Origin of the sequence: Pseudonocardia sp. KRD291, from assembly GCF_019263595.1 — a bacterium.
In the GTDB taxonomy this organism is placed as follows: domain Bacteria; phylum Actinomycetota; class Actinomycetes; order Mycobacteriales; family Pseudonocardiaceae; genus Pseudonocardia.
Window position 1 is genome coordinate 1 of sequence record NZ_JADQDD010000111.1, and the last position, 17,960, is coordinate 17,960.

Annotated in this window: 20 protein-coding genes and 1 pseudogene; 14 read left to right on the plus strand and 7 right to left on the minus strand. The window is 73.9% G+C overall.

Annotated features, from left to right (window positions below):
- From I4I78_RS16720 to I4I78_RS33865, 6 genes and pseudogenes are all read left to right on the plus strand, one after another.
- The coding region (locus I4I78_RS16720; protein WP_218612263.1) for a hypothetical protein at positions 1 to 441 on the plus strand (441 nt) is incomplete at its 5' end.
- Positions 438 to 2,186, plus strand: a complete 1,749-nt coding sequence (locus I4I78_RS16725; RefSeq protein WP_218612264.1) for a cation acetate symporter — start codon at positions 438 to 440, stop codon at positions 2,184 to 2,186. The genes I4I78_RS16720 and I4I78_RS16725, both read left to right, overlap by 4 nt.
- 216 nt (positions 2,187 to 2,402) lie before the next feature.
- Complete coding sequence (locus I4I78_RS16730; RefSeq protein ID WP_218612265.1) at positions 2,403 to 2,738, plus strand: DUF485 domain-containing protein; 336 nt, start codon at positions 2,403 to 2,405, stop codon at positions 2,736 to 2,738.
- Positions 2,735 to 4,345 (plus strand): annotated as a pseudogene (locus I4I78_RS16735) (cation acetate symporter); the annotation flags it as partial. The gene I4I78_RS16730 and the pseudogene I4I78_RS16735, both read left to right, overlap by 4 nt.
- Positions 4,346 to 4,711: 366 nt before the next feature.
- A complete protein-coding gene (locus I4I78_RS16740; RefSeq protein ID WP_218612267.1) occupies positions 4,712 to 5,047 on the plus strand; it encodes a rhodanese-like domain-containing protein in 336 nt (111 codons plus the stop codon).
- A gap of 5 nt (positions 5,048 to 5,052) precedes the next feature.
- Positions 5,053 to 6,000 carry a DUF4328 domain-containing protein gene (locus I4I78_RS33865; protein ID WP_218612268.1) on the plus strand — a complete coding sequence of 316 codons (948 nt, stop codon included), beginning with the start codon at positions 5,053 to 5,055 and terminating at the stop codon, positions 5,998 to 6,000.
- Between the two features lie 123 nt (positions 6,001 to 6,123).
- Here I4I78_RS33865 and I4I78_RS16750 read toward each other — a convergent pair whose 3' ends face one another.
- The 4 genes from I4I78_RS16750 to I4I78_RS16765 form a co-directional block, all read right to left on the minus strand.
- On the minus strand, positions 6,124 to 6,984 hold the full coding sequence (locus I4I78_RS16750; protein ID WP_218612269.1) for a hypothetical protein: 861 nt from the start codon (positions 6,982 to 6,984) through the stop codon (positions 6,124 to 6,126).
- 11 nt (positions 6,985 to 6,995) lie between these two features.
- Positions 6,996 to 7,439 carry a hypothetical protein gene (locus I4I78_RS16755; RefSeq protein WP_218612270.1) on the minus strand — a complete coding sequence of 148 codons (444 nt, stop codon included), beginning with the start codon at positions 7,437 to 7,439 and terminating at the stop codon, positions 6,996 to 6,998.
- A gap of 124 nt (positions 7,440 to 7,563) precedes the next feature.
- Positions 7,564 to 8,370, minus strand: a complete 807-nt coding sequence (locus I4I78_RS16760) for a hypothetical protein (RefSeq protein WP_218612271.1) — start codon at positions 8,368 to 8,370, stop codon at positions 7,564 to 7,566.
- A gap of 151 nt (positions 8,371 to 8,521) precedes the next feature.
- Entirely contained in the window at positions 8,522 to 9,793 is a 1,272-nt protein-coding gene (locus tag I4I78_RS16765; RefSeq protein WP_308252169.1) for a cytochrome P450, read from the minus strand.
- Positions 9,794 to 9,814: 21 nt separating this feature from the next.
- Here I4I78_RS16765 and I4I78_RS16770 point away from each other — a divergent pair, with 21 nt between their 5' ends.
- Positions 9,815 to 10,750 (plus strand): DUF5926 family protein, encoded by a 936-nt coding sequence (locus I4I78_RS16770; protein WP_218612272.1) that lies wholly within the window; start codon positions 9,815 to 9,817, stop codon positions 10,748 to 10,750.
- A 62-nt stretch (positions 10,751 to 10,812) separates the two neighbouring features.
- On the opposite strand, the gene I4I78_RS16775 is transcribed toward I4I78_RS16770, so the two are convergent.
- The gene (locus I4I78_RS16775; RefSeq protein ID WP_374225881.1) at positions 10,813 to 11,349 is read right to left on the minus strand and encodes a ferritin; all 537 of its coding nucleotides are present in this window, start codon (positions 11,347 to 11,349) and stop codon (positions 10,813 to 10,815) included.
- A gap of 396 nt (positions 11,350 to 11,745) precedes the next feature.
- Here I4I78_RS16775 and I4I78_RS16780 point away from each other — a divergent pair, with 396 nt between their 5' ends.
- On the plus strand, positions 11,746 to 12,015 hold the full coding sequence (locus I4I78_RS16780) for a helix-turn-helix transcriptional regulator (RefSeq protein WP_218612274.1): 270 nt from the start codon (positions 11,746 to 11,748) through the stop codon (positions 12,013 to 12,015).
- A complete protein-coding gene (locus tag I4I78_RS16785; protein ID WP_218612275.1) occupies positions 12,015 to 12,506 on the plus strand; it encodes a hypothetical protein in 492 nt (163 codons plus the stop codon). The genes I4I78_RS16780 and I4I78_RS16785 overlap by 1 nt, the downstream gene beginning before the upstream one ends.
- Here the strand turns inward: I4I78_RS16785 and I4I78_RS16790 are convergent.
- Positions 12,490 to 13,290, minus strand: coding sequence for a CPBP family intramembrane glutamic endopeptidase (locus I4I78_RS16790; RefSeq protein ID WP_308252170.1), 801 nt, complete (start codon positions 13,288 to 13,290; stop codon positions 12,490 to 12,492). The two genes, I4I78_RS16785 and I4I78_RS16790, sit on opposite strands and share 17 nt — an antisense overlap.
- A gap of 37 nt (positions 13,291 to 13,327) precedes the next feature.
- Between I4I78_RS16790 and I4I78_RS16795 the strand changes: the two genes are divergently transcribed.
- Together I4I78_RS16795 and I4I78_RS16800 are read left to right on the plus strand one after the other, a co-directional pair.
- Positions 13,328 to 13,798, plus strand: a complete 471-nt coding sequence (locus I4I78_RS16795) for a hypothetical protein (RefSeq protein ID WP_218612277.1) — start codon at positions 13,328 to 13,330, stop codon at positions 13,796 to 13,798.
- A gap of 5 nt (positions 13,799 to 13,803) precedes the next feature.
- Positions 13,804 to 14,127 carry a DUF3817 domain-containing protein gene (locus I4I78_RS16800; RefSeq protein WP_218612278.1) on the plus strand — a complete coding sequence of 108 codons (324 nt, stop codon included), beginning with the start codon at positions 13,804 to 13,806 and terminating at the stop codon, positions 14,125 to 14,127.
- A 111-nt stretch (positions 14,128 to 14,238) separates the two neighbouring features.
- On the opposite strand, the gene I4I78_RS16805 is transcribed toward I4I78_RS16800, so the two are convergent.
- A complete protein-coding gene (locus tag I4I78_RS16805; RefSeq protein ID WP_218612279.1) occupies positions 14,239 to 15,015 on the minus strand; it encodes a DUF2470 domain-containing protein in 777 nt (258 codons plus the stop codon).
- A 218-nt stretch (positions 15,016 to 15,233) separates the two neighbouring features.
- On the opposite strand from I4I78_RS16805, the gene I4I78_RS16810 reads away from it, so the two are divergent.
- The 3 genes from I4I78_RS16810 (at position 15,234) to I4I78_RS16820 (ending at position 17,869) form a co-directional block, all read left to right on the plus strand.
- Positions 15,234 to 16,100 (plus strand): hypothetical protein, encoded by an 867-nt coding sequence (locus I4I78_RS16810; RefSeq protein ID WP_308252171.1) that lies wholly within the window; start codon positions 15,234 to 15,236, stop codon positions 16,098 to 16,100.
- Positions 16,101 to 16,179: 79 nt separating this feature from the next.
- Positions 16,180 to 17,142, plus strand: coding sequence for a prephenate dehydratase (gene pheA, locus I4I78_RS16815; RefSeq protein WP_218612280.1), 963 nt, complete (start codon positions 16,180 to 16,182; stop codon positions 17,140 to 17,142).
- 31 nt (positions 17,143 to 17,173) lie between these two features.
- On the plus strand, positions 17,174 to 17,869 hold the full coding sequence (locus I4I78_RS16820) for a histidine phosphatase family protein (RefSeq protein ID WP_226379854.1): 696 nt from the start codon (positions 17,174 to 17,176) through the stop codon (positions 17,867 to 17,869).
- Positions 17,870 to 17,960: the final 91 nt, after the last annotated feature.

Sequence of the window (17,960 nt, forward strand, 5' to 3'; positions counted from 1 at the left end):
GCCCTCCCGCGCCGCTTCGCCGCCGCCCCCACCGACCCCGAGCCGGTCGACGCCGCGGCCGAGGAGGCCGCCGACGGACCGGACGGCCGCCGCGTGCGGATCGTGCTCTCCGAGCGGCGCACCACCGCACAGTCGGTGCGCCCGGTCGTCGACGTCCAGGACCCGGGCTCGGTCGGCACGACGCTGCGCAACGGCCTGGTGAGCAACCAGCTGGGCCTGGCCGTGCGCGTGTTCGGCGTCGCGCTGCTCGGTCTGGGGCTGCTCCCGGCGCTGTTCGCGGCGTTCCCGTCGATCGGTGCGCTCTCGGTCCTGGGGCTGCGCGTGCCGTGGCTGCTGCTGGGCTTCCTGGTCTACCCGTTCCTGTTCGGACTCGGGTGGTGGTACGTGAGTTCGGCCGAACGCGTCGAGCAGGACTTCGCCGAGGGCGTGCAGGAACGGTGACCGTCAACTCGACCGCGATCGCGTCGCTGACCGCGATCGTGCTCGTCGCCGTGATCTCGGCGGTGATCGGCTCGATCGGGCACCGCACGCGGCTGACGTCGGACTTCCTGGTCGCGTCGCGCTCGGTGCCGTCCCGCCTCAACGCCGGCGCGATCTCCGGCGAGTACCTGTCGGCCGCGTCGTTCCTCGGTATCGCCGGGCTGATCCTGGTCGACGGCGCGGACGCGCTCTGGTACCCGGTCGGCTACTGCGCCGGCTACCTCGCGCTGCTGCTGTTCGTGGCCGCGCCGCTGCGCCGCTCCGGGGCCTACACGGTGCCCGACTTCGCCGACGCCCGGCTCGCCTCGCCCGGGCTGCGCAAGGTCTGCACCGCGTTCGTGCTGATCATCGGCTGGCTCTACCTGCTGCCGCAGCTGCAGGGCGCCGGGCTCACGGTCAGCATCGTGACCGGCCTGCCGCAGTGGATCGGGTCCGCAGCGGCCGGGGCGATCGTGCTGGCCACGGTCGCGCTCGGCGGAATGCGCTCGGTGACGTTCGTGCAGGCGTTCCAGTACTGGCTCAAGCTGACCGCGGTGGCCATCCCGGTGGTGATCGGCCTGGTCCTGCTGCTCGGCAGCGGGCACGGGTTCGACCGGGACGAGCCGCCGGCCTTCCGGGACCAGACGAGCGTGGCGGTGAAGACGCCGGTCGTGCTGCAGGCCCGGCTCGCCGTGGACGTCGTCGCGCGCGGCACCGTCGACGGTGCCCCGGTGGACGGGCCGATGCGCTGGGTGGCCGGCAGCGAGCACACCGTCTCGCCGGGCACCGACCTGCAGTTCCGCACCGGCGACCCGGTTCCGACCACGAAGGGCGCCCCGGCCGACGACGAGAGCTGGCTGCGGCCGCTGTCGGGTTCCGAACCGCACCAGCTGCTGGCCACCTACTCACTGATCATCGCCACGTTCCTGGGGACGATGGGCCTGCCGCACGTGCTGGGCCGCTTCTACACCAACTCCGACGGTCGGGCGGCGCGGCGCAGTGCCGTCGTCGTGCTGGCCATGCTCGGCGGGTTCTACGTCCTGGTGACGCTGATGGGTGTGCTCTCACGCTTCTACACCCCGCAGCTGCTGGTCAGCGGGAACGACGCCGCGGTGCTGCTGCTGCCGACCGCGCTGCTGGGCGGCGGCGTGGCCGGTGCGGTGCTCGGCGGGATCGTCGCGGCGGGGGCCTGGGCGGCGTTCCTGTCCACCTCGTCCGGCCTGCTGGTCAGCCTGGCCAGCGTCGTGGTGACCGACATGATGCCCGGACGCGCGCGGGGCCGGTCGCTGACCGGGTTCCCGCTGGCCACGATCCTCGCCGGGGTGCCGCCGGTGGCCGTGGCGCTGGCGCCGACCGGCCTGAACTTCGCCGAGGCGGTCGCGCTGGTGTTCGCGGTGGCGGCGTCGACGTTCTGCCCGCTGCTGGTACTGGGCATCTGGTGGCGCGGGCTGACCGCCCCCGGGGCCGTCGCCGGGGTGCTGGCCGGCGGGGTGGTCTCCGCGCTGGCGGTCGTGGTGAGCCTGGTGCTCCCGGGCGGCGAGAGCGGCTGGGCGGTGCTGCTCTACCGGCCGGCGATCATCAGCGTCCCGCTCGCCTTCCTGGTGATGGTCCTGGTCAGCGTGGCCACGCGGGCGAGCCGCCCGCCGGACGCGGGACAGCTGTTACTGCGGCTGCACGCCCCGGAGCGTCTCGGGCTCAGCCGTGACCGACTGGACGACCGCGTCTGACGCTGCGTGACCGGAAACGGGCATATGGCCGCAGGGTATTGGTCCGTCCCGGGCATTCTGTTCCGCGTCGGCGCCGGTCACGTCCCCCGGTGCGGGGCAGATCGTTGACCTGAGGGAACCTCGTGCACGCCGACGCGCCGTGCCGGGCATTTCCCGGCCCCCGACGGACGTCGCGGGTCGTCGGCGAGACGACGGAAGGAACGGTGAACTCCGGTCATGAGCAGCGTCGACCAACGGCCGACCGGCACCATCTATGAACAGGTCCAGGCCACCCCGGAGTTCCGGGCGTTCCGCGGTCGGCTCCGCCGGTTCGTGTTCCCGATGACCGTCGTGTTCCTCGTCTGGTACCTCGCCTACGTGGCGTTGGCGTCCTACGCGCCGGGCTTCATGGCGATCCGGGTCGCGGGCAACATCAACGTCGGCCTGTTGATCGGGCTGGGCCAGTTCGTCAGCACGTTCGTGATCACCCAGCTCTACGTCCGTTTCGCCGAGCGTGAGATCGACCCGGCGGCCACCCACCTGCGCGGACTCGTCGAGGAGGGCAACCGATGAGCGCCCCGTACGTGCTCGCGCAGGCCGCGCCCGCGGCCGTGGGCAGCGTCGCCGCCAACGTCTCGATCTTCGCCGTATTCGTGCTGATCACGCTCGTGGTCGTGTTCCGGGTCAGCCGGGGCAACGCCACCCGCTCGGACTACTACACCGGCGGGCACTCGTTCACCGGCCCGCAGAACGGCACCGCGATCGCAGGCGACTTCCTGTCCGCGGCTTCGTTCCTCGGCATCGCCGGGGCGATCGCGCTCTACGGCTACGACGGCTTCCTGTACTCCATCGGCTTCCTCGTCGGCTGGCTGATGGCGCTGCTGCTGGTCGCCGAGCTGCTGCGGAACACCGGCCGCTTCACCATGGGTGACGTGCTGGCGTTCCGGATGCGCCAGCGCCCGGTCCGCGCCGCTGCCGCCACGTCGACGCTGGTGGTGTCGCTGTTCTACCTGATCGCGCAGATGGCCGGTGCCGGCGGACTGATCTCGCTGCTGCTGCAGATCCCGAAGACCGACCGGTTCTCGCAGGCCGTCGTGGTCGTCGTCGTCGGCCTGATCATGATTTTCTACGTCCTGGTCGGCGGCATGAAGGGCACCACCTGGGTGCAGATCATCAAGGCCGGGCTGTTGCTAGTCGGCGCCGCGGTGCTGACCGCGTGGGTACTCGGCCGGTACGGGTTCAACCTGTCCGAGATCCTGGGCCGCGCGACGCTGAACTCGCCGGCCGGCGAGGCCATCCTGGACCCGGGCCTGCAGTACAAGAGCAAGGTCGACTTCATCTCGCTGGGCCTGGCCCTGGTGCTCGGCACGGCCGGCCTGCCGCACATCCTGATGCGCTTCTACACCGTGCCGACGGCCAAGGAGGCCCGCCGTTCGGTGGTCTGGGCGATCTGGCTGATCGGCATCTTCTACCTGTTCACGCTCGTGCTCGGCTACGGCGCCACGGCGCTGCTGCCGCCGGGCACGATCACCGCGGCGAACCAGAACGACGCCGCGCCGCTGCTCGCCTACGCCCTGGGCGGCGAGCTGCTGCTCGGCATCATCGCGGCGGTCGCGTTCGCGACGATCCTGGCCGTGGTCGCCGGTCTGACGATCACCGCGTCGGCCTCGTTCGCGCACGACGTCTACGCGAACGTGCTGCGCCGCGGGAAGGCGTCCCCGGACTCGGAGGTCCGCGTCGCGCGGACGACCGCGGTCGCGATCGGCGTGGTCGCGATCGGCGGCGGCATCGTGGCGAACGGCCAGAACGTGGCGTTCCTGGTGGCGCTGGCGTTCGCGGTGGCTGCGTCGGCGAACCTGCCGACGATCCTGTTCTCGCTGTTCTGGCGGCGGTTCAACACCACCGGCGCGCTGTTCAGCATCTACGGCGGCGTGACGATCTGCGTGGTGCTGATCGTGTTCTCGCCCGCGGTGTCGGGCTCGTCCAGCTCGATGATCAAGGGTGCGGACTTCGCCTGGTTCCCGCTGTCCAACCCGGGCCTGGTCTCCATCCCCGCGTCGTTCCTGCTCGGCGTCCTCGGCACGTACCTGGGCGGGCGGGAGAAGTTCGACGCCGCCCGGTTCGCCGAGATGGAGGTGCGCTCGCTGACCGGTGCGGGTGCGGTCAAGGCGACGACGGGGAAGGTCGAGCCGTCGCGCGCGGTGAGCGTCAGCTCGGTCGGGGCGATCCCCACCTTCGGCCCGGTCGACGGCGGCACCCGCGGCGACCGCGGCCGGGCAGGGCGGCGCGACGTCACCGACCCGTCCGAAGGTCTGACGGCCCCGCAGGAGCCGGTGGACCGGCCGGCGTCCGGTCGTCGACGCGCGGTGCCGCCGCCCGGGCCGAACGAGGTGACCGTCCCGCACGCGTCGCTCTACGACCGTTCGGCCTGGCGGGACTGAGCGCGGAGCGGAGCGGAGCCGCGCACCGACACTGAGCGCCGCGGGTCTGCACCGACCTGCGGTGACGCCCGTGCTCACGGCGGCCTGACAGGGGTGCGTGGCAGGATGGCGGCCATGTCCGAGGTGCCTTCCCTGCCGGTGTCCCAGCTGCCCGCCGACGTGCCGATGCTGGACGTCCGTGAGGACGACGAGTGGACGGCCGGGCACGCCCCGGGCGCGCGGCACGTGCCGATGTCGGAGCTGGCCGGGCGGCTCTCCGAGGTCCCGGCGGACGACCCGCTCTACGTCGTCTGCCGCTCCGGGGGCCGGTCCGGACGGGTCGTGCAGTACCTGACGCAGCAGGGCATCCCGGCGGTCAACGTCGACGGCGGCATGCAGGACTGGGCCGCCGCCGGGCGCCCCGTCGTCACCGACGACGGCCGCGCGCCCCAGATCATCTGACGCCGGTGGCCTCCCCTCCCGCACCGGCGCCGCCGTGTCCGCGCTGCGGACAGCAGGCACCGGCCGGGTCCGGGCCGTTCTGCCCCTACTGCGGCCGCTATCTCGCGGCCCTGGAATGGGTGGCGCTGACCCCGGACCCCGCGCTGCTGCCGGAGTCGGTCCGCGCCCGCCCGGCCGCGCCGGCGCCCGCGCGGTACCGGGGCCCGCCCCGCTACCGCCAGGTCCCGCGCTGGGGCCTGCCGATCGGGCCGTGGCGTCCGGCCGGGTCCGGCCCGGATGCCCCGACAGCGGTGCAGCTGGCCCGCGCGCTGGCCGGGCAGCTGGTGCCGGTGCTGTGGGTCGCGGCCGCGATGTCGACGATCGCCGCGGTCGCCGAGGTGTGGCGCTACGTCCTGCTGCTGATCAGCCGCACCGATGCGCTGTCGCCGACGGTGGTGGCCTGGTCGGACTCGATGGTCTGGTTCGGCGGCTGGGCGTCACTGGCCGCGGTGCTGGCGAGCGGGTATCTGATCGTCATGTGGACGCTGCACGCGCTGCGGGCGGCCGCGCAACGCTCGGGCACCGTGCCGGCCCGCTCGACCCGGGCCGTCGTGCTGGGCTGGGTGATGCCCGGCCTCAACCTGGCCGTGCCCGGCGCGGTCCTGGCCGAGATCGAGCACTCCGCGCTCGTGCTGCCGCCGGGGGCGCGGCCCCGGCCGTCCCGGGAGCTGCGCGTCTGGTGGGCGCTGTGGGGGATCTGCGTCGTGCTGGGTGCGGTGACAGTGCTGTGGTCGCTGCGCACCGGCACCCAGGCGCTCGCCGACGGTGTGCTCCTGCACGCCTGGCTCGACGTGCTGGCCGCAGCGACGGCGGTGGTGACCCTCCGGCTGGTTCGACGGCTCACCGACCTGCTGGAACCGACGCTAGGCGGTCCGCGGGAGATGCTGGTGTCGGCGGTCCCGGCGCGGGCCTGAGCGCTCCGCCGTCGGCCCGGATCACGCCCGTGACCGCACGCGAGATGCGTTCCACGGCCCTCCGGGCCGTGCTCGGGGAACCGCCAGGCGCAGCTCGGCGGCGAAATCCCGGCTGCGCCGGCCTCAGCGGCCCGGCTGCTCGTCCGCGGGCGTCGGACGCCTCGGCCCGGGCGGCAACGCCGCGGGTGGGGTGGGCCTGCGGTCCGGACGCGGGACGGGCCCGTCGAGCGGCGGCACCGGGCCGGCCGGGTGGGCGTCGCCGGACGCGGCCGGGGGCGGGGCCGCCGGAAACGGCCCGGCCGTCGCCGCGTCGCCGGCCGGGCCGAACGGGGCCACCTCCGACGGAACCGGTGCAGCCAGCCAGATCGACCCCGCCGACGGGGGCCCGGCCGGTGGGCCGTGCCGCGACGGGAGAGCCGTCATCGCGGGCACCCGGGCAGGCACCGGCTCCGGCTCGGTCTCGACCGGGCGCCGGACCGGCCGGGGCCGGGGGACGAACCGTTCCGGCGGGGTCGCGGACGGGCCGCTGCTCCAGCCGTCCGCCGCCGGGCGCAGCGACATCGACGGGCCCGCGGTCAACGCCGAGGCCGACACGGCACGCAGCTTCCTCCGGATCCGGGCCACGACGCGCGGCGAGCCCTCGACGACGACGGCGAGGGCCAGACGGTCGCCGTGCGGGTCGCGAACGGTGCGGAGCACGTGCGCCACGCCGTTCCCGCCGTCCACGACGATCTCGCTGTCACCGGCGTCCGGGCCGGGCAGGAGCCCGAGCGCGATCCGCATCAGCTCCGCGTGCCCGCCGGCGAGCTCCTCGGGATCCGGCCGGCCTGGTTCCGTGGGCCCGCCGCAGGTGTCGAGCACCATGCCGCTGTCCACGTCGACGAGCGCGGCGGACCGGACCCGGGTGTCGGTCAGCAGCGGAGCCAGCACCGTGGCCAGGCCGTCGGCCCGCACGTTGATCGCGTGCCGGTGACGTCCTCCCACCACGGCGCGGGTCAGCGCTGGTTGGCGGGGAAGTACGACTGGGAGTCCTGCGCGGCCGTGGGCCGCGGCACGCTGGGCCCGTTGCCCATCGTGAACTGCTGCTCGATCACCCGCAGGTCGCGCCGGGCCATGGCCAGGTTCGCCTGCGCGCGGTTGAGCACCAGGTAGAAGAACAGGTTCTCCTCGCCGGTGCCGTGGATGATCCGGATCAGGTGGTACTGGGTGTCCAGGGTGATCAGGATGTCCTCGATCGTCTCCCGCAGGCCCAGCTTCTGCATGACCTCGAGCTTGGTGCGCACGACGTCGGAGTTGCCGGGCGCGGCGACGTCCAGGTCGAACTCGGGGCTCCCGCCGCGGGAGCCGAGGGTCATCCCGCTGTCGAAGTCCACCAGCGCGACGGCGAACGCGCCGCGGATGTTCGCGGCCATGTCCAGGGAATGCTCGATGTTGTTCATGAGAAGAGGCCTCCAGGCCGGGAGCGGAACCGCGACGAAACGGGGGAGTGTTCGCGGCTCGGCGACAGTATCCCCGGAATGGGAACGGCGCCAGGGTGGTGTGGTCCCGGCCGCAGAGGAATGGTCAGGATTCGTCGAGACGGCGTAGTGCATCGAGCAGTCGGCGCATCGTGTGCAGATCGGTCGACCAACCGCCTGCCGGGGCAGGCGACGGCTCCGGGGCGGCGTCGCGGAGGTCCGGGCCCGGGACGTCGGCGTCGGCGCGGGCCCGCTGCGTGCGCTCGGCCTCCGGTTGCCGGGGGAGCGGCACCGCCCCGGCGGGCGCTCCGGGAGCGGGCCGGACCGGGCCGGGCAGAGCCGGGTGGGAGGCCGGCGCGAGCGCGACCGTCGGGCGCCCCGGTGACGGCGCCAGGGACGGTATCCGGGACGACGCAGGGGACGGCACCGGGGACGACGCAGGGGACGACGCAGGGCGCGGCCCCGGCCGCCGCGTCGGCAGCCGAGCACCGTTCGACCTGCGGACGATCGATTCCTCCCGGGGCGGGAGGGCTTGTGGCGGAACGGCTCCGGTCGCCTCCGGGCCCGGGTTCGCGCCGGGCAGACCGAGCGTGGACAGCGCCAGCCGGGCCTGGCCGAGGTTGGCCCTCGACCGGTCCAGGTGCAGGTAGACCAGCAGCGGGCCCCGGTCCGGGATCCGGATCCGGCGCAGGAGGTGGTAGTGCCGGACCTCGGTGATCGTGAGGTCCTCGAGGTCGCCGTGACCGGCCAGCGACTCCGTGACGAGCCGGCCCCACCCGAGCACCGGGGTGGCTCCGGGCGGGCGTGTGCCGTCCTCGGCCAGCACCGTCCCGGAGGACTGCTCGGTGACGCACGAATACAGCGCCCCGGGTAGTGACGTCACGGTCCGGAGCGCCTCGGAAAACGTTCGCAAGATCATTTCCTCCTGAGCCGAGGAATTGTCGCACGGTGGTATTTCCTGGTGCGATCCGGCCGTGCACGGAGGTATTTCAAAGAGGCGGCTGGACCTTTTGCTCTAACGCTATTACGGCCGTTTTCCCGCTTGCCGTCGACGGCGCCAGGCGCTATCGCGCTCCGCGACCGAGCGGCAACCGGTGGTAGCCGCGCATCACGAACCGCGGGCGACGCCACGGGTCGCCGGCGGCGGTCATGTCCGGCAGCAGCCGGCGCAGCGCGTGCAGCGTCGCGGCGATCTCCACCCGGGCCAGCGGGGCGCCCAGGCAGTAGTGCACCCCGCCGCCGAACCCCAGGTGCGGGTTCGGCGAGCGTCCGACGTCGAGCCGGTCGGGGTCGGCGAACGCGTCCGGATCGCGCGCGGCGGCGCCCAGCAGCGCCCCGATCCTCGAGCCGGCCGCGACCGGGAACCCGGCGACGTCGGTGTCGCGCAGCGCGGTGCGCTCGAACAGCTGCAGCGGAGCGTCGAAGCGGATCAGCTCCTCCACCGCGGACGGGACCAGTGCCGGGTCCGCGACCAGCCGCGCCCACTGTCCGGGATGGTCCAACAGCGCGCGGGTGCCGTTGCCGATCACGTTCACGGTGGCCTCGTGCCCGGCCATCAGCAGCAGCGCGGCGGTGCCGACGAGCTCGTCGCCGGAGATCCGTGCGCCGTCGGCGTCCCGGACGGCGATCAGGTCGCCGATCAGGTCGTCCCCGCGCCCGCTACCGCTCCCGTTCCCGCCGCCGCCCGGGCGGCGGCGGTCGGCGGCGAGCTCGCGCAGCTGGGCGACGAACTCGGCCGACGCCCGCTCGGCGACGGTGCCGATGCTCGTTCCGCTGTCGCTCCTCTCGGCGCGGCCGTCGGGCCCGGGGTCGGGCTCGTACATCCGGACGATCGCGTCCGACCAGCCGCGCAGCGGCGCGCGCTCGGACTCCGGTACGCCGAGCAGCTGGGCGATCACCTCGACCGGCAGCGGCTCCGCGACGCCGGCGACCAGGTCCGCGTCGTCGCCGGTGGCGCCGTCGTCGATCCGCGCGGCCAGTCCGGCGACGAGCGCGTCCGCCCGGCGCTGCACCCACGGCGCGAGCCGGGCGGTGTGCCCCCGGTCGAACGCCGCGGCGACCAGCCGTCGCAGGCGGGTGTGCGGCTCTCCCTCGCGTTCGAGCAACGAGTTGCGGTGCAGCAGGTTGAACGCGCCGAACACCTCGGGCGGCTGCGCGTCGGACCAGATCCGCCCGAGCCCGCGGTCGCGCAGGACGGCCGAGCAGGCCGCGTGCGAGACCGCCACCGGCAGCCCGAGGAGCGGGTGCTCGTGCACCGGCCCGGACGCGCGCATCCGCGCGTAGGCGGGGTAGGGGTCGGCCAGGAACGCGGGGTCGGCCGGATCGAAGGCATGCACGACCCGCTACCTTGCACCACGATGGGCAAGAAGACGCGTACCCGAGCCACCGCCGCTGCGACCGACGGGGAGAACCCACGCCGGCCCTGCCCGTGCGGGTCCGGCAAGCGGTACAAGGCCTGCCACGGCGCGGGCGACGACGTGATCGTCATCCGGCCGTTCGAGGGCCTGGCGTGCGAGCCGGACCTGGTCGCGATGCGGGAGTTCCTGCCGTCGGCGACGGCGCCGCTGCCGGTTCGCGGCGGCGCGCCTGCGACGCTGGCCTCGGTGCTGCCGGGCGCGTCCGCGGCCCTGGTGCGCGACAGCGGCGAGATCCTTCTCGGGATGCAGGTGCAGACCCGTTCCGGGGACCTGGCCGCCGACCTGGCCGCGGCCCTGACCTGGGCGCGCGCGGCCGAGCCCGGCTCGTCGCTGCCGGTGGTGGGCCCCTCGCTGCGCTCCGGCGAGCGGCTGCCGGACCTGCTCGACACCGGCGCGCAGCTGGACCTGACCCTGCACAAGGACTTCGCCTGGTGGCTGGCCGACGACGGCGAGCCGGGCGCCGAGGCCGCCGCGATGCTGGAGCGCGCGAACTCGGTGATCCTGCCGACCGAGCAGGTCGAGGGTAAGGGCGTGCGCGCCGCGTACTGGGTCGACACCGGCTCGAAGGCGCACCTGCGCTGGGTCCGCCCGGAGCCGGAGGACCGCCTGATGGCCGCCCTGGCCCGGCTCTCCGAGCGCGGCGAGCTGGAGCTCTCCGGTGACAGCCGCTACGCGGGCTCGTTCCGCGCGCACGGGCTGCTGGTCCCGGTCTGGGACCTCGACCAGGAGATGCACTCCTCGGAGTGGTCCGAGCCGGCCGCGTCGTTCGCCGCGCGCCTGGACGAGACCCTCGAGAGCCTCGACGCGACGCCGCTGAGCCTCGACGAGCGCCGCGCCCGCGACGTCCTCGCCGGCAAGCAGATCACCCTGCGCTAGAGGCGACCCGACATGCGAAACGGCCCCGCCGAGGCGGGGCCGTTCGTGCGTGACCGGGTGCGTCAGACGCGTCCGCCTGCCACCGGCGGAGCGGTGGTGTCGGGTGCCGCGGTCTTGGTCAGCTCGCGGTTCACGAAGTCCTCGATGTGGAACAGGTTGTCCCCGGCCCGCCGGACGACCGTGAGCAGAGTGGACATCGAGGCGACCTCCTCGACCTGCTCCTTGAGGAACCACTGCATGAACTGCTCGCCGAGGTAGTCGCCCTCGTCGCGGGCGGTGCGGGCGAGCGCGGTGATCTGCTCGGTGACCGTCTTCTCCTGGGCCAGCGCGAGCGACACGACGTCCTCGACGCTCGAGAAGTCGTTGCGCACCTCGTCGATGCCCGGGACCACCGCACGGTGGTCGGAGTCGAGCAGGTACTGGACCATGCTCATCGCGTGGTTGCGCTCCTCGAGGGCCTGCGCGTAGAAGTGCGCGGCCAGCTGCGGGAGATCCTCGTCGTCGAGGTAGACCGCGACCGCTGCGTACTGCTGGCTCGCGGTGAACTCGCTGCGGATCTGGTCGCGCAGCATGGCGGGGAACTTCGTCTCCTCTGACACGACCCGATGGTAGCCGGGCCTACTTTCTGGAGTCATTCCAGAAGAGCCGGATCGGACGAAGCTCACACGCTCGGACGCGGCCATCGGAGTGTGCCTCGTAGGCCTTCGCGCAGGGGGCCTCTGGACGGGAAGGTCGTCGCCTCCGGCCGTCCCGGCCGTCCCGGCCGTCGCGGTCAGCGGCGACGACGCCGGGAACCTGCGTGGTACGCCCGCGACCGAACCCGTCCGAGCTGCTTCCCCGATCCGGAGCTTCCGGCGTCCGCGTGACGCGTCCTTGCTGTCGAATCCGGCTCTGGCCGCCATGGCGCGTCACTCAGCGGCTGGGCCGTCCCTGCCGGGATGCTCCTACCGCCAGAACTGTCGGGTAGAGTTGACAATGTCGGGTAGAGTTGTCTCATGGGTCGGGTCACCGCGGATGTGAGATCGGACGTCGCCACGGCGCGACGCCGGGTGCGGCTGACCCAGCAACGGCTCGGTGCACTGGTCGGAGTGAGCCGGCAGACCGTCGTGGAGATCGAGGCGGGCGGGTACAACCCGTCCACCGCGGTCGCGCTGCGGCTCGCGGTCGTGCTCGACACGCCGGTGGATCAGCTGTTCTCGCTGACCGAGGACGAGGCCTCGGAGCTGCGTGCCCGACGGGACGATCGGCGATCGGGGGATCGGTGATGGGACTGCTCAGGACGTTCCGGGACGCCAACGCGACGCTGCGTCGGGAGCGCGACGAACGGGTCGAGCTGGTACTGCTCCAGCGGGAGCGGTTCACCTGGCGGGTCGCCGGGGCGGCCGCGGTGATCGGATCGGTCGGGGTCCTGGCGTGGCCGTCTCTGGCCGATCACCAGCGGGTGGTCGGGATCTGGTGGGTCGTGGCGCTCACCTACGTGGTGTGGACCGTCGCGCAGTCCGTCGCCCGTGCCCGTTACGGGAGTGTGGCGACGCCGGAGATGCGGCGTGCGGACGCGCTGCGCTCGCTGCTCCTGTTCCCGGTGGGCCTGGCGGTCTCCGGGGTCGTGTACTGGTTGGTGAGCAGGGATCTCACCGGGACCTGGATCTGGCTGGTCACGTTCGGGGTCGCGACGGGTCTGGGGCTGTGCATCCGGTACCGCTCGGCCTTGCCGTCCGGCGAAGAGGGCTCGCCGCGCGTCAGCGGACCTGGGTGATGCCGGGCAGGAACGCGTAGCCGACGAACGCGACGACGTCGATCAGCGCGTGCGCCCCGACCAGGGGCCAGAGGCGGTTGCCTCGCTGCCACACGCGGCCGAACACCAGCCCCATGACGACGTTGCCGACGAACGCGCCGACCCCCTGGTAGAGGTGGTAGGCCCCGCGCAGGAGCGCCGTCGCGCCGGCCGCGCGGTTCTCCGAGACGCCGAGCTGCCGCAGCCTCGTGAGCAGGTAGCCGATCATCACGATCTCCTCGGCCCACGCGTTGGCCAGCGCCGAGGCGACGAGCACCGGGATCCGCCACCAGACGTCGGTCAGGGTGCTCGGCGCGACGTCCGGTGCGATCCCGATCACCCGGCCCAGCAGGTACAGGCCCAGGCCGGGGATGCCGATCAGCGCCGCGAGGCCGAGCGCACCGAGGGCGTCCGGTCCGGGGCGGGTGCGGTCGAGCCCGACCCGGCGCAGCGCGATCCCGGCGCGCAGCAGCAGGTAGACGGCCAGGGCGCCCCACCCGACCAGCTGCAGCACCCGGACGAGCTGGAACGCCAGGTCGAGCAGCGCGTCGGTGGACGCGGGCGCGTTCAGCGTCACCTGTTGGGCCGCCAGCGGGGTCGGCGCGAGCAGCGCGTCGAGCAGGGACAGCGCGCTGCGCAGGGCGGAGAGGCCCAGCGTCACCGTCAGCACGACGGCGATCTCCAGACCGATCAGCCTGCGCTCCCGCGCGTCCCGCACGACCTCGACGCCGGACGGTGCCGGTAGGAGCCAGTCCCGAACTGCCACGGGCCGCGACGCTACCGGTCCGCGTATCGTGGCCTCCGTGCTCCGGCTGGTGTTGTCCCCGCGGTGGATCGCCTGGCACCTGCTCACCCTCGGTGCCATGACGACCTGCGCCTTCCTGGCGATCTGGCAGTGGCACCGCGCCGGCTCCGCGATGGGGTCCGCGCTGAACGTGGGCTACGGCCTGCAGTGGCCGCTGTTCGCGCTGTTCTTCGCGTTCTTCTGGTGGCACTTCCTGCACCTGGAGGTGCGGTCGCTGCGCGATGCGGAGGCCGCCGCACCGACCCATGAGGCCGCAACGTCCGTGGACGGCCCCGACGTGGAGGGGGAACGGGCGGCACCCGTCGTCCGGGAGGAGCCGCGCACCGCGGCGCCGGAGCCCGCCGACGACCGGCCGTCCCCGTTCGGCCCGCGCCCGGCCGGGATCGACCCCTCCCGCCTGTCCGACCCGCAGATCCGGGCCTACAACGACGAACTGGCCAAGCTGAGCGCCAGGGACCAGGAGCACTGAGCACCGTGTCGATCTCGACCGCGCTGAAGGCGTACCGGATCTCGGCCTGGGTCACCGGCGTCGGCCTGCTGCTGCTGACGTTCTACGCGATGCCGGCCAAGTACCTGTTCGACGACCCGCGCCCGGTCGCGCTGATCGGCATGATCCACGGCTTCCTGTACATGATCTACATCGTGTGCACGCTGATCCTGGCCGAGCGCACCCGCTGGAAGCCGCTGTTCGCGCTCGTCATCCTGGCCGCGGGGACGATCCCGGTCGCGTCGTTCGTCGCCGAGCGCAAGGTCACGCAGAAGGTGCACGCCGAGCACCTGGGCGCCGCGACCGCCTGACCCACGCGCCGCCCGCAGCCGGGAGCGCGGAACCCCACCTGGGCGCCGCCGGGAGTTTCCCGTGCGCGGGAACGCTGCGCCGGCGGCGGCCAGGATTTCGGGAGGGTTCTTCTACGAGGCCGCCCGGAACGGGCAGCCGACCAGCTCGCCCAGCCGCTCCCGCAGCTCCTCGACCGTCGTCGCCTCGCTGGACCAGGCCAGCCGCACGTCGTGGTCGCCGGACGGGGTCTGCACCCGGATCCGCAGCCCCAGCCGGTCCACCCCGAGCGGGCGCACCCGCGCGCCCTCGGTGAGGCGCAGCGTCGAGGGCAGGTGCCGCATCAGCGACGTGAACACCTCCGGATGGGCCTCCTCCAGATGCGCCAGCCACTGGTGCTCGAACAGGCAGAACGGGTCCGGACGGGCCGCGGCCAGCTCGTCCGCCGACGTCGCGGCGCTGCTCTCGGCGTCGGAGTAGACGGCCGAGCCGGGGCGCAGGCGGACCAGCGTCGCGTTGTGCCCGACGTCGAGCAGCCGGGGGTGCGGGCGCAGCTCGGCCAGGCGCAGGGCCAGGTGCCGGGCCGCGGACGCCGTCGGCTCGTGCAGCCAGCCGACGATCCAGAGCAGCTCGCGGACCTGGTCGGGCATCGGGACCGGCGTGTGCTCGGTGAGCTCCAGCATCACCGGAAGCTCGCCACTGTCGTTGCCGCGCAGGCGTTCCAGCAGGACCGAGTCGTCCGGGAGGAGCAGGTCGGTGGCGCCGTCCGGGTGCACGTGGTGCATCAGCGGCGTGATCGGATCCGGCTCGCCGGTACCGACGATCGCGGCACGTCCGCCGCGGGCGACCAGGCTGCGCGCCCGCTCGGCCGCCGTCGGCGCCGGAGGACGCCGCGTTCGGGTGGTTCCCACTCCCTCACCTCCATTTAGGTAACCCTTACTTAACCAACTCGACGGCGTCCTGTCCAGGGTGTGTGCCGGGGGCGGGCACACCAACCTGCGGGCACCCGCCGGCAGGTATGCCGCAGCGGCCGCCGGAGACCCCCCTTTGTCAACCGGCCGTGACCCGACCGTTAGCGTCTGACGTCGTGATGACCGCGCCCTCGGGTTCCTCAGCCGACCCGTGGCCCGTGCGTCCGCTGCTGGCGGCACTGGTCGACGACACGAGCCTGTTGCAGCCCCGGGCCACGGCCCCGGGGGTGGACGCCGTGGTGTCGCGCTACCTCTCGGCCCGCGACGGCCACTACGGCGGCCTGGTCGGGCGCCTCGTCTGCCCCGCATCGCAGCTCCCGGCCGTGGTGACCGAGCTGGCCCGGTCGTCCCCGTCCCGCCCGGCCGAGCTCGCGCTGGTCGTGGACACCGGCCTGGGGGCGGTGCCGAAGGCGCTCTCGACGGTGTTCTCCCGGTCCAGCCTGCTGACCCCGAGCACGGTCGAGTGCGCCGCACCGCCGGACGTCGACGGCGTCTGGCTCGAGCGGGTCTCGGAGTTCGTGCCGGAGGAGGTCACGGCCGTCGTCGAGCCGCGCCGCCCGGTCGAGGACGACCCGGCCGGGACGAAGGCGTGGCTGACCGCGGTCCGCCGGGTCGCCGAGCACGGGTGCACCCCGAAGCTGCGGATGGGCGGCCCGCGGGCCTCCGACGTCCCGTCCGTCGACGACGTGCACAGCTTCCTGGAGGCCGGCCTGGAGACCGGGCGCGGCGGGGTCAGCGCGCAGGGCCTGGACCGGATCGTGCGCGACCGTCCGGAGTCGGCCGAGCACCGCGGACGGCACGGCCTGCTCAACCTGATCGTGGCCGTGTCGCGGATGCTGGGCGAGAGCCCGGCCGGGACGGCGCGCGAGGCGCTGGACTCGGTCGACGGCGAGGCGCTCGCCCGCGAGCTGGACACGCTGTCCCCCGCGGCCGTCCAGCGGGTCCGCACGGTGCTGCCGCGCTGCGGGGTGGACCCGGAGCCGGTACCGGTCTCCGACCTCGTCGCGCTCGGCCTGCTCGACTGAAGGGCCCCGTCGGGGTCGCGCGCGGCGACCGTCGCCCGGGCGACGACAACCGCTCACGGCCGGGCGATACGGTCATCTCGTGACGCGTATCGGCTTCCTGGGCCCGCACGCCACGTTCACCGAGCAGGCGCTGCGCTCGCTGCCCGCGTCCGACGGCGCCGAGCTGGTCCCGCTGGCCGGGTCGCCCGCCGTGCTGGCCGCCGTCCGCGACGGCTCGGTGGACGCCGGGTGCGTACCGATCGAGAACAGCGTGGAGGGCGCCGTCCCCCCGGTCCTGGACGGGCTGGTGGACGACCCGCCGTTGATGATCGTGGCCGAGGCGCTGGTCGCGGTCCGGTTCGTCCTGCTCGCCCGGCGCGGCACGTCCCGCGGCGACGTCGGGTCGGTCGCCTCGCACGGGCACGGGATCGCCCAGACCCGCGGCTGGCTCGCCGACCACCTGCCGGACGCGGAGGTCCGGGTGAGCTCGTCGACGGCGGAGGCGGCCGCGCAGGCCGCGCGCGGGGAGGTCGACGCCGCGGTGTCCTCGCCGCTGGCCGCCGAGCAGCACGGCCTCGACGTGCTGGCCGACGACATCGCCGACAACCCCGGCGCGATCACCCGGTTCGTGCTGCTGACCCGGCCCGGGCCGCCGCCCGCGCCGTCCGGCCGGGACCGCACCACGCTGGCCGCGACCACCCTCAACCGGCCCGGCACCCTGCTCGGCCTGCTCACCGAGCTGGCGCTGCGCGGCATCGACCTGACCCGGATCGAGTCCCGCCCGATCAAGGACCGGCACGCCGAGTACTGGTTCCACCTGGACTGCTCCGGGCACGTCGCGGAGCCGGCGATGGGTGAGGCCCTGGCCGCGCTGCACCGGCGCTGCGACCGGGTCCGCTTCCTCGGCTCGTTCCCGCGTGCCGGCGACGTCGCCGGGCCGGCGGGCGGCGCGGCCCGGGACGCGGCGGGCAGCCCCGCCGTGCCCCTCGGCCCGGCGTCGCCCGAGGAGTTCTCGGCCGCGCAGCGGTGGCTGGACGGGCTCCGGGACGGGACACACACGTGAGGCACACGAACGCCCACGACGGGGGAGTGCGATGAGCGGGAGGTCGGCCTTCGCCGGCGACGGGACCACACCGGCGCGTGAGGCCGCCGTCCCGCCGGACGACGGCGCGCTGCGGCTGGTGCTCGTGCGGCACGGCCGGACACCGTCGAACGTGGCCCGCGCGCTGGACACGGCGTTGCCCGGCCCGCCGCTCGACGAGCTCGGGCGCGCCCAGGCCGCGGAGGTCGCCGATCTGCTCGCGGACTGGCCGGTGCGGGCGGTGTTCGCGTCCCGGGCCACCCGCGCGCAGCAGACCGCGGCGCCGATCGCGGAGCGCCTCGGCCTGCCGGTGACGACGCTCGACGGCGTGCACGAGATCTTCGTCGGCGAGCTGGACGGCCTGGCCGACGAGGCGTCGCGGGCCCTGTTCGACGAGATCTACGACTCCTGGTGGGACGGCGACCCGGACCGTCCGCAGCCCGGCGGCGAGTCCGCCACCGACCTGCGCACCCGCTTCCTGGCCGACGTCGAGCGGGCGGTGGACGGGATCGACTCCGGCGCGGTGGTGCTGGTCAGCCACGGCGCGGCGATCCGGCTGTCCAGCGCGGTGCTGCTGACGGGCCGCACGGAGGCCGGGCGCGGCCGCGACAACCCCCTGCCGAACACCGGACGGGTGGTGCTGCGCCGCGACCCGGACGGCTGGTCACTGGAGCTGTGGGACCCGGTCCCGGAGGTCCCCGACTACTAGTACGGCAGGCTGCGGGCTCAGCGCTCAGCTCTGATGCGCGGCTCCGCAGGCTGCGCGCTCGGTGTTGATGCGCGGCTCCGCAGGCTGCGCG

Bases quoted from the DNA above. Each gene is read 5' to 3' on its own strand.
- I4I78_RS16785 (WP_218612275.1), top strand. From the start codon at position 12,015: ATGGGACTGCTCAGGACGTTCCGGGACGCCAACGCGACGCTGCGTCGG.
- I4I78_RS16780 (WP_218612274.1), top strand. From the start codon at position 11,746: ATGGGTCGGGTCACCGCGGATGTGAGATCGGACGTCGCCACGGCGCGA.
- I4I78_RS16740 (WP_218612267.1), top strand. From the start codon at position 4,712: ATGGCGGCCATGTCCGAGGTGCCTTCCCTGCCGGTGTCCCAGCTGCCC.
- I4I78_RS16820 (WP_226379854.1), top strand. From the start codon at position 17,174: ATGAGCGGGAGGTCGGCCTTCGCCGGCGACGGGACCACACCGGCGCGT.
- I4I78_RS16770 (WP_218612272.1), top strand. From the start codon at position 9,815: ATGGGCAAGAAGACGCGTACCCGAGCCACCGCCGCTGCGACCGACGGG.
- I4I78_RS16755 (WP_218612270.1), bottom strand. From the start codon at position 7,439: ATGAACAACATCGAGCATTCCCTGGACATGGCCGCGAACATCCGCGGC.
- I4I78_RS16730 (WP_218612265.1), top strand. From the start codon at position 2,403: ATGAGCAGCGTCGACCAACGGCCGACCGGCACCATCTATGAACAGGTC.